The sequence below is a fragment of the Holophagales bacterium genome (assembly GCA_016719485.1).
Taxonomy (GTDB): domain Bacteria; phylum Acidobacteriota; class Thermoanaerobaculia; order UBA5066; family UBA5066; genus UBA5066.
This window is the reverse complement of sequence record JADJZB010000028.1, coordinates 153,908-166,793: the sequence shown is the minus strand read 5'-3', so window position 1 is coordinate 166,793 and position 12,886 is coordinate 153,908. Positions and strand designations below refer to the sequence as shown.

At 69.0% G+C, this 12,886-nt stretch carries 11 protein-coding genes; 10 read left to right on the top strand and 1 reads right to left on the bottom strand.

The genetic code is table 11. The annotated features are described in order from the left end of the window. Positions 1-73: 73 nt before the first annotated feature. The 3 genes from IPN03_19535 to IPN03_19525 all read left to right on the top strand — a co-directional run bounded on the left by IPN03_19535 (position 74) and on the right by IPN03_19525 (position 2,698). Positions 74-838 (top strand): phosphotransferase, encoded by a 765-nt coding sequence (locus tag IPN03_19535; GenBank protein MBK9375843.1) that lies wholly within the window; start codon positions 74-76, stop codon positions 836-838. Further along, entirely contained in the window at positions 835-2,067 is a 1,233-nt protein-coding gene (locus tag IPN03_19530) for a glycosyltransferase (GenBank protein ID MBK9375842.1), read from the top strand. Before IPN03_19535 ends, IPN03_19530 begins: the two co-directional genes overlap by 4 nt. Before the next feature lie 328 nt (positions 2,068-2,395). Further along, complete coding sequence (locus tag IPN03_19525; GenBank protein ID MBK9375841.1) at positions 2,396-2,698, top strand: alpha/beta fold hydrolase; 303 nt, start codon at positions 2,396-2,398, stop codon at positions 2,696-2,698. Between the two features lie 103 nt (positions 2,699-2,801). Here IPN03_19525 and IPN03_19520 read toward each other — a convergent pair whose 3' ends face one another. Next, positions 2,802-4,112, bottom strand: a complete 1,311-nt coding sequence (locus IPN03_19520) for a hypothetical protein (GenBank protein MBK9375840.1) — start codon at positions 4,110-4,112, stop codon at positions 2,802-2,804. A 213-nt stretch (positions 4,113-4,325) separates the two neighbouring features. Between IPN03_19520 and pstS the strand changes: the two genes are divergently transcribed. Genes pstS through phoU form a run of 7 tightly spaced genes read left to right on the top strand, consistent with a single transcriptional unit; the run spans position 4,326 to position 12,876 of the window. Further along, positions 4,326-5,294, top strand: a complete 969-nt coding sequence (gene pstS / locus IPN03_19515; GenBank protein MBK9375839.1) for a phosphate ABC transporter substrate-binding protein PstS family protein — start codon at positions 4,326-4,328, stop codon at positions 5,292-5,294. A 12-nt stretch (positions 5,295-5,306) separates the two neighbouring features. Continuing rightward, positions 5,307-7,574 carry an ABC transporter permease subunit gene (locus tag IPN03_19510; protein MBK9375838.1) on the top strand — a complete coding sequence of 756 codons (2,268 nt, stop codon included), beginning with the start codon at positions 5,307-5,309 and terminating at the stop codon, positions 7,572-7,574. Beyond that, the gene (pstA, locus tag IPN03_19505) at positions 7,571-9,226 is read left to right on the top strand and encodes a phosphate ABC transporter permease PstA (protein ID MBK9375837.1); all 1,656 of its coding nucleotides are present in this window, start codon (positions 7,571-7,573) and stop codon (positions 9,224-9,226) included. The genes IPN03_19510 and pstA overlap by 4 nt, the downstream gene beginning before the upstream one ends. An 11-nt stretch (positions 9,227-9,237) precedes the next feature. After that, positions 9,238-10,080, top strand: coding sequence for a phosphate ABC transporter ATP-binding protein (gene pstB, locus IPN03_19500; GenBank protein MBK9375836.1), 843 nt, complete (start codon positions 9,238-9,240; stop codon positions 10,078-10,080). After that, entirely contained in the window at positions 10,080-10,811 is a 732-nt protein-coding gene (locus IPN03_19495) for a response regulator transcription factor (GenBank protein MBK9375835.1), read from the top strand. Before pstB ends, IPN03_19495 begins: the two co-directional genes overlap by 1 nt. Beyond that, positions 10,808-12,199: a PAS domain S-box protein gene (locus tag IPN03_19490; protein ID MBK9375834.1), complete on the top strand. Its 1,392-nt coding sequence runs from the start codon at positions 10,808-10,810 to the stop codon at positions 12,197-12,199. The genes IPN03_19495 and IPN03_19490 overlap by 4 nt, the downstream gene beginning before the upstream one ends. Continuing rightward, positions 12,196-12,876, top strand: coding sequence for a phosphate signaling complex protein PhoU (phoU, locus tag IPN03_19485; protein MBK9375833.1), 681 nt, complete (start codon positions 12,196-12,198; stop codon positions 12,874-12,876). The genes IPN03_19490 and phoU overlap by 4 nt, the downstream gene beginning before the upstream one ends. Positions 12,877-12,886 lie beyond the last annotated feature (10 nt).

Sequence of the window (12,886 nt, the reverse complement as noted above, 5' to 3'; positions counted from 1 at the left end):
CCCCGTAACCGCCTCCACACGCCGCCCTCAGCCCCCAGGCCGATCGTCGGGTTCCGAAAAGGGGGAATTCGGAATGCTGCTCGGCGACTTCCACATCCACACGACGTGGTCGGACGGCCGGCATTCACTGCCGGAGGTCGTCGACCTCTTCGGCCGCTCCGGGCACGACGTCATCGCCATCACCGACCACGTCGTCAACTCCGATTCCTTTCTCGGAAAGGCGGCTCACAGGCTGCGACTCTCCGTGACGAAGGAGAAGTGGGCCGACTACCGCGCCGAGATCGAGCGGGAGGCGCGCCGCGCCTGGGACACCTACCGGATGCTCGTCCTCCCCGGCGTCGAGCTGACGCGGAACGGCTTCACGGGCGGCAAGTCGGCGCACGCCCTCGCCCTCGGCCTCGACGACTTCGTCTCCGCCGACGGCCGCGTCGAGGAGATGCTGACCCGCGCCCGCGATGCCGGAGCCATCACCGTCGCGTGCCACCCGAACGAGCAGTCGGACTGGTTCGCCAACACGTTCTACCTCTGGAACCGCAAGGACGACGTCAAGGGTCTCGTCCACCTCTGGGAGCTCGCCTGCCGGTGGGATCTCTTCCCCCAGGTCGGCAAGGCGGGCTTCGCCTTTCTCGGCAACAGCGACTTCCATCGCGCCCCGCACATGTGGGCCTGGAAGACGCTCCTCGACTGCGAGAAGCGTCCCGAGGCGGTCCTCTCCGCGCTCCGGAAGGGAAAGGGGCTCGGCCTGACGCGTCTCCTCGCCCCCGCCCACGCCCCCGTGCCGCACATGGAGCCCGAGCCGTGCGAGGGCCTCCCCGGTTTCGCGAGGGCCTCGGCATGACGCCCGCCGCCCTCCTCCTCGCCGCTTTCGCCCTCGCGGGCCTCGTCATCACCACCCTGCCGGTCGTCCTCCTCTCGCGCCTGAAGGGGAGACACCGCCCTTTCCGCCGCGGCCCGCGCGCGCGGGCCGATCGGCCTTCTTCCCCGCCGGCCGCTTCCACGGCGGGCCGGCCGCGGCTCTCCATCCTTAAGCCCCTGCGTGGCCTGGACGACGGCCTCGAGGAGAACCTCGCGTCCTTCGCCGGTCTGTGCGGCGTCGACTACGAAGTCGTCCTCTCCGTCGCCGACCCGAAAGACCCCGCCCTCGACGCCGTCGCGCGGGTGAGGGCGCGCTTCCCCCACGCCCCGTTCGTCCTCGTCGTCGGCGGCGCGCCCGCCGGGCGGATCGGAAACCCGAAGGTCGAGCGCCTCGTCGCGGCGGCCCGCATCGCCCGCGGAGACGTCTTCCTCGTCTCCGACTCCAACGTCCGCGTCGCCCCCGACGACGTCGCGCGGACCGTCGCCCTCTTCGACGACCCGTCCGTCGGCTGCGTCTCGAACCTCTTCGTCGGGTCGGGTGCGCGCGACTTCGGCGCGGTCATCGAAGGCCTCCACCTCCTCACGTTCGTCGTTCCCGGAAACGTCCTCGCCGCCTGGAACGGGACGCCGTGCGTCGTCGGCAAGTCGATGGCCCTGCCGCGGCACGTCCACGACCTCATCGGCGGCTTCGCCGCGTTCGGAGAGTTCCTGGCGGAGGACCAGGCCATCGGCCTCGCCGTCCGCGACGCGGGCTACCGCGTCGTCCTCTCGCCCGTCGTCGTCGCCAACGTCATCGAGCGCCGGACTCTCGGGCGCGCCCTCGACCGCCAGGTGCGCTGGGGGAAGATCCGCTACGCCTTCTCGAAGTCCCTCTTCGCGGGCGAGCTGCTGATGAACCCCTTCCCCGTCGCGCTCCTGGCCGCACTCCTCGCCGTTCCGGGAGGCTCGCCGTGGGCTGGGGCGGTCTCATCCATCGCCCTCGTCTCGCTCCTCCTCCGTATTCTCCAGGCGAGCCTCCTGGGACGGATCTGTGGCACGCCCCTGGGCCCCGTCGCGCTCCTGGCCATGCCCCTGAAGGACCTCCTCCAGCTGGCGACCCAGGCCGTTCCCTTCGTCTCGAAGGAGGTCGTCTGGCACGGCCACCGCGCCCGCATCGGCAAGAGGACGGTTCTCGTCGCGGTCGAGCGACCGGAGTCGTTCGCAAACGCATGAGCGATGCCTGACGGCCGCGCGATGGGCATTCCGCGGCGCGCCTTGGCGGAACCGGCCTGAGGACAAAGGGATGATGGATTCACGGAGCCCCCTGGTCGTCTTTATCCACGGGCCGTTGGGACGGCCCTCCGACTTCGACCGCGTCCTCGGCAGGCTGCCGGAGAGGTTCTCGGCCATCGCCCCGCACCTGCCGTACGGTCGCGCCGACGCGGGATCTCCGATTCAGCTCGCGGAACGGGTCGAGGACGAGCTTCGCGACGAGACGCGGCCCCTCGTCCTCGTGGCGAGCTCGGACGGCGGTATCGTGGCGCTCGAGCTCGCCCGTCGCATGCGGGGGCGCGTTCGGGGTGTGGTTCTCTCGGGCTGTTCCGACGACCCCAGGGACGGATTCGGGAGGGCCGACACGCCCGTCCTCCTCCTCTGGGGGACCGAGGATCCAGTCACGCCGCCCGCGGTCGGAAGGCGCCTTCGGACCGCCCTGCCCCAGGCACGCCTCCTCTTCATCCTGGAGGCCGGCCACCTCCCGATGGTCGATCGCCCCTCGGTGTTTGCCTTCCACCTCTCGTCATTTCTGAACGATCTGGCCCCCGAATCGCTCCCGTCGCGCCGCCTCGTCGACGAGGCGGCCTGACCGGCGGACCGGCCCGCACAGGAGCAATCGCGGTCCTGGGGAAGACGTGAGGCCCCCGGCGCCGCAGGCGCCGGGGGCCCTCGCAGGATTCCGGGACCGGGGACTAGAAGGAGATCTGGGCTCCGAGGACGAACTGGTTGTACTTCTCGTCGGCGACGTTGTTGACCTTGCGGCCCTTCTGCTCGACGCCGTACCACTCGGCCTTCAGGTTCACGGTCTTGCCCATGATCATGTAGTGGAAGCCGGCCGTGACGATCGAGAGGTCGTCATTGGCGACGTCGTTGTTCGGGTCGTACTCCTCGTAGCGGACGCCGACACGGTACTTCTTCGCAAAGGTGTAGAGGGCCGAGGCGTAGAAGCCCTCGCGGTCGATCTCGGTTCCGTTCGTCTGGCCGTCGGTCGCCATGCCGTACTCGGCCCGGAGCATGAGCGGCAGCGTCTCGGTGCCGTCCCAGCGGAAGTGGGCGCCGAGGCGGTCGCGCTTCAGGGCGGCCGTCCCCTGGTTGCCCGTGCCGCCGGAGACGCCGGCGACCATCCCCTTCGCGGGCTTCACGTCGAAGCGGCCGGCGTAGAAGAGGCGGTCGGAGGTGCCGTCCACGTTCGACGGGAGGCCGCTCGTGATCGAGGCCTGCGCGCCGAACATCGAGCCGTAGTCGCCCTTGTAGAAGAGGCCCATCTGGCGCTGGTCACCGATGATCCGGGCGATCCGGGAGCGCTCGATGAAGTCGATCTCGGAGGAGGACCGCAGCCCTTCTTCGGTGAGGGCGATCTTCTTCTGGCCGAGCGTGAACTGGTGCCCCGTCAGGCCGAGGTAGGTGATGCCGAAGTCCTGGATGACCTTCCCGTCGCTACCGGCCGTGACGGTCGGGTTCTTCGTCGGGTCGATCATGACCTCGTAGCCCCAGTCCTTGGTGACCTTGCCGGAGAGCTTGATCTCGGCGCGGCGCAGGCGGAACGTGTTCACGCCGGTCGGGTTGCCGAGGTACGAAGTCCCGGTGGCCTGCACGGAGTCGTCGCCGTAGAACCAGCCCTGGAGGAGGAGGCCGAACTTCAGGTCGCCGTCACCGACCTTGAGTGACGTCGGGGGCGGGAAGGTGGGCGCCTTCGGGGCGGTGTACTTCCGGACCTCGGCGTCCTTGCCGTGCTTGAAGTTGTAGAGGTCGAGGGCGACCTCGTTGTCGAAGACCATCGTCTCGCCGTTCGGCCCGTAGCCGATCTTCGTGATCGACTTGCCGAGCTCCCCGGAGCCTTCCCACGCCTTGAACTCGTTCGGGTCGTTGAAGACGTAGATCCGGCCTTCCTTGGCGACCTCCTTGTACCAGAGGAGGTTGACCTGGGCCTGGGCGGCGCCGGCGAGAAGCAGGAGGCCCGCGAGGGCGACTCCCATGATGTGTCGAAGCTTGATGGGGTGCATTCCGTCTCTCCTTTCAGATCGTTACAAACCGGGGGGAGTCTCGGAGAGCCGCCGGAGGGCGCAGTTCAGACGGTATGAAGGAGATGTAAAGAGAGCGACCCCGCATGCGCGTCCGGGACGACGCTTCATACAGATTTAACCTGGACCTAACAGTGTTCCGCCCGTCCTGAGGGAAGACTCGCCGCCGTATTGGATTCCCGAAGGAGGAACAGAATGAAGAGAATCGCTCCCGCACTCGTCGCAGCCGTGCTGCTTGCCGGCCCGGCTGTCGGCCAGACCGTCCAGGTGGATCCGGCCATCCAGCCGTACAAGCCCGTCTCCGGCGTCTCCGGAAACCTGAGCTCGATCGGCTCCGACTCGCTGAACAACCTCATGACCCTCTGGGCCGAGAAGTTCAACAAGATGTACCCGAACGTGAAGATCCAGATCGAGGGGAAGGGCTCCTCGACGGCCCCCCCGGCGCTGATCTCGGCCACCGCCCAGCTCGGCCCGATGTCGCGCGCCATGAAGGGGAGCGAGATCGACGAGTTCGAGAAGAAGTACGGCTACAAGCCGACCCAGGTGCGGGTCGCCGTGGACGCCCTCGCCGTCTTCGTGAACAAGGACAATCCCGTAGCCTGCTTGACGATGCAGCAGGTCGACGGCGCCTTCTCCAAGTCGCGCCGGGCCGGCTACAAGGAGAACGTGAAGACCTGGGGCCAGCTCGGCCTCACGGGCGACTGGGCGAGCCGCCCCGTCAGCCTCTTCGGCCGCAACTCGGCTTCCGGCACCTACGGCTTCTTCAAGGAGCACGTCCTGAAGAACGGGGACTACAAGGACGAGGTGAAGGAGCAGCCCGGCTCGGCGTCCGTCGTCCAGGGCGTCACCGTCGACCGGTTCGCGATGGGCTACTCCGGCATCGGCTACGCGACGGCCGGCGTCAAGGCGCTGCCGCTCGCGGCCAAGCAGGGAGACAAGTGCTACCCGGCGTCCCCCGCTGAGGCCTACTCCGGCAACTACCCCCTGGCCCGCTTCCTCTACGTGTACGTGAACCGCGCCCCCGGAAAGCCGCTCGACCCGATCGTGGGTGAGTTCCTCAAGCTGGTCCTCTCGAAGGACGGCCAGGAAGTCGTCGTCAAGGACGGCTACTTCCCCCTGCCGTCGAAGATCGAGCAGGAAGAGCTCGCCAAGCTCCTCAAGTAGGACGCGGACGCCATGTCCTCCACGCTCGAGAGCGCGTCCCCGGGCGACCCGGTGGCGCCGCCGGCCCGAAAGGCCGCCGCCCGGCCGCTCAGCCGCCGGTTCCTCGCCGACCGGCTCGCAGCCCGGTTCGTCACGCTCTCGGGCGTCGTCATCATCGCCGCCATCCTGGCGATCCTCTTCGTCATCGTCGCGGTGGTGTGGCCACTTCTCAGGTCGCCTTCGGCCGCCTCCGTACCGGCCGGCGCGCTGCCGGCCGGTACGGTTCCGCTGGCCCTGGCCGTCGACGAGTACCGGGAGGAGGCGTTCGTCGCCACGAAGGGCGGTCTCCTGATCCTGCCGGTGTCCGGCGGCGAGGCCACGGTCGTGGAGCTGCCCGAGCTCGGCGAGGCCACGGTCGTCAAGGCCGTCGCGCCGGAGCCGGAGCTGATCGTCCTCGGACTCTCCGACGGCCGCCTCTATCCGGTCGGCGTCTCGACCGAGGTGGTGTACGAAGAGGGGAAGCGGCGCGTGACTCCATCCGTCCGTCCCGGGTCGCCGGTGACGGTTGGATCGGAAGGAAAGCCAGCCGGGGTCTTCAAGTACGTCCGTGGCCCCGACGGCCCGATCGCCCTCGTCGCGACCGGCCCCCGTCAGCTGACTCTCGTCCGGGTCGTCGAGAAGACGAACATGATGGGCGAGACGACGCGGGAGGAAGTGCGCATTCTGCTTCCCGTCGAGGCGAAGGGCGAGGTGACGTCGCTGGCCCTCGACGTCCGCGGACAGGACATCTTCGCCGGTACGTCGGGCGGGGAGATCGTCCGGTTCGACCTCCGCGACGAGGCAAACCCGAAGCAGGAGGAGACCGTCTCCGCCAGCTCATCCGGAGATGCACTCGGGGTCCTCGGCTTCCTGAACGGGGACCGCACCCTGGTATCCGGAGACGCCGCAGGACGCGTCTTTTCCTGGCAGGTGATCCAGGCGGAATCCGGCGACTCGCGTCGGCTCGCGAGGATCCACGAGTTCCGCCCCCACGGGGCAGCCGTCACGGGGTTCTCGGCCTCGCGGCGGGACAAGGGCTTCGTGACGGGAGACGCCGCGGGAGGCGTCGAGGTGCATTACGCCACGACCGGCAAGTCCCTCCTGTCGCTCGAAGCGGGGAAGGCGCCTCTCGGCGCCGTCGTCTTCGCGCCGAAGGCCGACGCCGTCCTGGCGGCCTCGGTGGACGGGCGGCTGCACCAGTTCACGCTCCGGAATCCTCACCCCGAGGTGTCCTGGAACGCGCTCTTCGGGAGGGTCTGGTACGAGGGGTACGCCCAGCCCGACTACGTCTGGCAGTCGACCGGCGGGACCGACGACTTCGAAGCCAAGTTCAGCCTGACACCTCTCATCTACGGGACGCTCAAGGGGACGTTCTACGCCCTGATCCTCGCGATCCCGATCGCCCTCGCCGGCGCCCTCTATACCGCGCAGTTCATGCATCCGAACCTGCGGTCGGTCGTGAAGCCGGTCGTCGAGGTGATGGCCGCGCTCCCGAGCGTCGTCCTCGGCTTCATCGCCGGGCTCTGGCTCGCACCGATGCTCGAGAGGATCGTCCCGGGCGTCCTCCTCATGCCCGTGGTCATCACGGTCCTCGCCGTCCTGGGCGCGGCGGCGTGGGCGAAGCTGCCCTCGCGCATCCGGGTGCGGATTCCCAACGGCTGGGAGGCCGTGCTCCTGGTTCCGCTCGTCGTGGGGGGCGGGGCGCTCTCGATCTGGCTGGGATTCGAGGTCGAGCGGTTCTTCCTCGCGAGCGACTACCGGCACTTCCTCCTGACGGCCCTCGGGCTGACCTACGACCAGCGCAACTCCCTCGTCGTCGGCATCGCGATGGGGTTCGCGGTCATCCCGATCATCTTCACGGTCGCCGAGGATTCCCTCTCGAGCGTCCCGACGGGCCTGGCGGCAGGCTCGCTCGCCCTCGGCGCCACGCGCTGGCAGACGGCCCTCAGAACCGTCCTTCCGACCGCCTCGCCCGGGATCTTCTCCGCCGTGATGATCGGGTTCGGGCGGGCCGTGGGCGAGACGATGATCGTCCTGATGGCCACCGGGAACACGCCCGTCATGGAAGCGTCGATCTTCAACGGCTTCCGCGCCCTCTCGGCCAACATCGCCGTGGAGCTGCCAGAGGCCCCGGAAGGCGGGACGCTCTTCCGAGTGCTCTTCCTGGCGGCCCTCCTCCTCTTCCTGATGACGTTCGTCGTCAACACGGCGGCCGAGCTGGTGCGCCTGCGCCTCCGGAAGAAGTACAGGACGTTCGAATGAGCAGCGCGACCCCCCGCCTCGCCTCGGCGCGAAAGGCCGGACTCTTCCAGAGCGGCGAGCCGTTCATCTGGATCACCGGCAGCGGCCTGGCCGCCGCGGTGCTGATGGTCGCGGGCCTCCTCTGGCTCATCCTGGCCAACGGCCTCGGCTTCTTCTGGCCCGCGGATGTCTCCCAGTACGCGCTGGCCGACGGCCGGACCGTAGCCGGCCCGCTCGCGGCGCGGGAGAGGGTCCCGGATCCGGGGGCGACCGCCGGCACCGTGCCCCGCTGGCGGATCAAGGTGAAGCAGGGGAACCGGGACGTCACCGGCGAGGATTTCGTCTGGATCGACGAGTCGGCGATCCGGTCGACCACAAAGCCTGCCGACGTCATCGCCTTCGAGCGGCGGGAGTGGGGCGCCTTCTACGGCTGGGTGAAGGAAGTCCGCGACGGCGGCAACGTCGTCGCCTCGGGGCGCGACGCGTCGTGGAAGGCGCTGAGCGCCCTCCTTCCGAAGGCGCTCGACGTCTACGAGGAGGCGCTCACGCTCGAGAAGGACCGGATCGGAGCGGTGAACTTCGAGAAGGAGAAGCTCCGCCTGGACCGGAAGAAGCTCGAGCTGAAGGGCGTCTCATCGGGGCCGGACGTCGAGGCGCTCGCGGCGAAGGAGTCGAAGCTCCAGGGCGAGTACGACCGGCTCCTGACCCAGCTGCAGGCCGTGCGGGCCCGGGTCACGGCGGTCCTCGTCCTCGAGACGGCGGGAGGCCAGGAGAAGGAGCTGCCCCTCGTCCAGGTCGTCAGGGCCGACCGCCCCAACGAGATGGGCTGGTTCACGAAGGCGGGGCGCTACGCCGCGAACGTCTGGGCCTTCGTCTCGGAGGACCCGCGCGAGTCGAACACCGAAGGGGGGGTCTTCCCGGCCATCTTCGGCACGGTCCTGATGGTCCTCCTCATGAGCATCGTCGTGACGCCGCTCGGGGTCCTCACGGCTTTCTACCTGCGCGAGTACGCGAAGCAGGGGCCGGTCGTCAGCGCCGTGCGGATCGCCGTGAACAACCTCGCGGGCGTCCCGTCCATCGTCTACGGCGTCTTCGGCCTCGGCTTCTTCATCTACTTCCTCGGCGGGTCGATCGACCGCCTCTTCTTCTCCGAGGCGCTGCCGACGCCGACCTGGGGCACCGGGGGAATTCTCTGGGCCTCGCTGACCCTGTCGCTCCTGACCGTCCCGGTCGTCATCGTCTCGGCGGAGGAGGGCCTCGCGGCGATTCCGCGCGGCATGCGCGAGGCCTCCCTCGCGCTCGGGGCGACGAAGTTCGAGACGATGTGGCGGGTCGTCCTCCCGGCCGTCATGCCGTCGATCCTCACCGGCCTCATCCTCGCCATGGCCCGGGCCGCCGGGGAAGTGGCGCCGCTCATGATCACGGGTGTCGTCAAGCTCGCGCCGGCCCTGCCGATCGACGGTTTCGCGCCGTTCTTCCACCTCGACCGCAAGTTCATGCACCTCGGGTTCCACATCTACGACGTCGGCTTCCAGTCCCCGAACGTCGACGCGGCACGGCCCATGGTCTTCACCACGACGATCCTCCTGATCGTCCTCGTCGTCGCCCTCAACCTCACGGCAATCGTCATCCGCGGCCGGCTTCGCAGGAAGCTCCGTTCGTCGGGAATCTGAGATCCGTCATCATGGAAGCGCAGATCATGACCGCACCGACGCCCGCCCTCGCGATCGAGACCCGGACCTCCCCGCAGCCCGAGACCGCTGCGACCGGAGATCCGGCCCTCATCGAACTCCGGAAGTTCAACTTCTGGTACGGCGCCAAGCAGGCCCTGTTCGACATCGACCTCAAGGTGAGGGAGCGGTCGGTGACGGCCTTCATCGGGCCGTCCGGGTGCGGGAAGTCGACGCTGCTCAGGTGCCTGAACCGGATGAACGACCTGATCGACGGCGTCCGTGTCGAGGGATCGCTCCGGGTGAACGGGGAGGACCTCTACGGCTCCGACGTGGACGTCGTGGACGTTCGCAAGCGCCTCGGGATGGTCTTCCAGAAGTCGAACCCGTTCCCGAAGTCGATCTTCGAGAACGTCGTCTACGGCCTGAGGATCCAGGGGGAGAGGAACCGGACGCGCCTGCGCGATGCGTGCGAGGTGGCGCTCAAGGGGGCCGCGCTCTGGGACGAGGTGAAGGACCGGCTGGACGACAGCGCCCTCTCGCTCTCCGGCGGCCAGATGCAGCGCCTCTGCATCGCGCGGGCTCTCGCCGTCGAGCCCGAGGTCGTCCTGATGGACGAGCCCTGCTCGGCTCTCGACCCGATCGCGACCGCGAAGATCGAGGAGCTGATCTTCAGCCTCAAGGAACGGTTCACGATCGTCATCGTGACGCACAACATGCAGCAGGCCGCGCGCGTCTCGGAAGAGACCGGCTTCTTCATGCTCGGCAAGCTCGTCGAGTTCGACAAGACCGACGTGATCTTCACGCGCCCGAAGCAGAAGATGACCGAGGACTACATTACGGGGAGGTTCGGTTAATGGCGAGCGCCCCGGAGGTGAAGGGGACGGATGCGGCTGGAGCAACTCCGGCCCGCTGGCGGATCGCCCTCGTCGAGGACGACGAGGACCTCGCGTTCACCCTCCTCTACAGCCTCCGGAAGGACGGCCGGTTCGACCCGGTGCGGTACGCCGGCGGGCTCGTCGCCCTCGACGAGATGACGGAACGGCCTCCGGACCTCGTCCTCCTCGACCTCAACCTTCCCGACGTCGACGGCCTGACGATCTGCCGCGAGCTGCGGCGCCACGAGACGACGCGCCGCGTGCCGATCCTGATGCTGACGGCCCGGGCGGAGGAGCGCGACAAGCTCCTCGGCTTCGACCTGGGGGCCGACGACTACGTCACGAAGCCCTTCTCGATGAAGGAGCTCGTCGCCCGGATCGTCGCCCACCTGCGGCGCGCGGGGGGCGCCGGGGCAACGGCCGACGACGCGTTCGACGACGGGCGGCTCCGCGTCGACCGGTCGCGCCATCTCGTGGAGAGAGAGGGTCGCGCGATCCACCTCACGAAGAAGGAATTCGATCTCCTCTGGCTCCTCATCAAGAGCGGCGGCCGGGTCGTGAGCCGCGAGACGATCCTCTCGCGCCTGTGGGACTACGCCGCCGACGTCGAGACGCGCACGGTCGACGTCCACATCCGTTCCCTGCGGAAGAAGATCGGGGACGACGTCGTGGAAACGGTCGTCGGAGTCGGGTACAGGTTCCCCACGTGAAGCCGGCCGTTCCGAGGCGGGCCCGCCCGGCGCTCGAGGCCCTCGTCCTCGGCGTCATCACGGTCGGGGTGGTGGGGCTGGAGCCCCGCGCGTTCCTCGCAGGGGCGCTCGTGGCGACGGTCTTCTTCGTGATCCGGCTGCGGAGGATGCGGGAGCTGGACCGGGTGCGCGAAGGCGTCGCCACGGCGGCCACCGGGACGCGGCCCCAGGAATGGCGCGGGCTTTCCCCGGAGACGGAGTCGGTGTTCCACGCGCTCCACCGCTTCGCCGACCTCGTGGCCCGGGAGCGGGAGGGGAGCGAGAAGGCACGCGTCCTGGCCCGCTCCGTCTTCGAGGAGGTACCGGTCGGGCTCGTCGTCGTCGACCGCTCGCTGGCCCTCCTCGACGTCAACCCTGCGGCCCGCCTCCTTTTCGGCGTTCCGCCGGACGCCTCGTGCCCCGCTCTGCACGATGTCGTACGGGACCCTCAGGTCCTCGGGCTCTTCCGCTCGCTGATCAGCGCGGGAGGCGCAGGAGACGAGGTGTCGTCGCCGATCGTCCTCAAGGTGGAGGGGCGCGAAGGAGGCGAGCGGCTCCTGGAGGTGGCGGCGCGGGCGGTGCCCGGAACGCACGCCGACGGGGAGCCGGCGGCGATCGGAGTCGCGCGGGACGTGACCGAGCGCGAGCGGACCGAGCAGATGCGCCGGCAGTTCGTCTCCGACGTCTCCCACGAGCTGAGGACGCCCCTCGCCACGATTCGGGCCGCGGCCGAGACGCTCGTCGAGGAGAAGTCGCTGGACGAGGCCGCGAACCACCTCGCCGCGATCCTCGAGCGGCAGGCGGGGCAGATGCAGGACCTCGTGTCGGATCTCACCGACCTCTCGCAGATCGAATCGGGCGCGGTCACGCTCCAGCTCGAGGACGTCCCCCTTCAGGGGCTTCTCGCGGGCGTCGTGAAGGACCTCGAGGGCCCCGCGCGCGCGCGGCAGGTCGAGGTGGCGCTCGAGGCGCGGACCGGGCGGAGCGTGAGGGGCGACCGGCGGCGCCTCGCGCAGGTCTTCCGGAACCTCGTCGACAACGCCGTCAAGTTCTCGCCGATCGGCGCCCGGGTCGAGGTGGTCTCCGAGGAGCGGAAGGGGTCGGCAGGCGCCGAGATCCTCGTTCACGTGATCGACCGTGGCATCGGGATCCCCGCCAGCGAGCAGGCGAAGGTCTTCCAGCGTTTCTACCGGGTCGACCCGTCCCGCTCGAAGACGACGCCCGGGACCGGGCTGGGGCTCGCCATCGTGAAGCACCTTCTCATCCTCCACGGCGGTGCGATCCGCGTGGAATCCGAGCCGCTGCGCGGGAGCCGATTCACGGTCGTGCTCCCCGCCGCCGCAGACGCCGCCTTGAAGGAGGCCTCATGAAAGAGCACTTCACCGAGCTTCTCGAGCAGCTCCGCCGCCAGCTCATCGGCATGGGCGCGGAGGTCGAGAGCCAGATTCGCGTCGCCGTCGAGGCCCTGATCGAAGGTGACGCCGGCAAGGCACGCGGCGTCTGCGAGCGGGACGCGGTCATAGACGACCTCGAGGTGAAGAACGAGGAGGCGATGATCCACCTCCTCGCCACGCAGCAGCCCGTCGCGAGCGACCTGCGGCTCCTCGTCGCGTCGGTCCGGATCAACGCGGACCTCGAACGGATCGGCGACCACGCGGTGAACATCGCAGAGGCGGCCGAGCGGCTCGCGGGGGCGAAGCCCTTCAAGCCGTGGATCGACATCCCGCACATGGCCGAGGTCGTCCGCGGAATGCTGCGCGACGCTCTCGACGCCTTCGTGCGGCGCGACACGGCGCTGGCCAAGGACGTCGTCCTGCGCGACGACATCGTCGACGCCAAGAACCTCTCGCTCATCCGCGAGCTCCTGACCTACATGGCCGAGAACCCGGCGCTCATCAGCCGGTCGATCGAGATCATGTCGATCTCGAAGAACCTCGAGCGCGTCGCGGACCTGGCGACGAACGTCGCAGAGGAGACGATCTTCATCGCCGAAGGGCTCGTCATCAAGCACCAGGGCAAGCTCCCGGAGGAGACGTCGGGCCGCTGAGGCTCTCAGG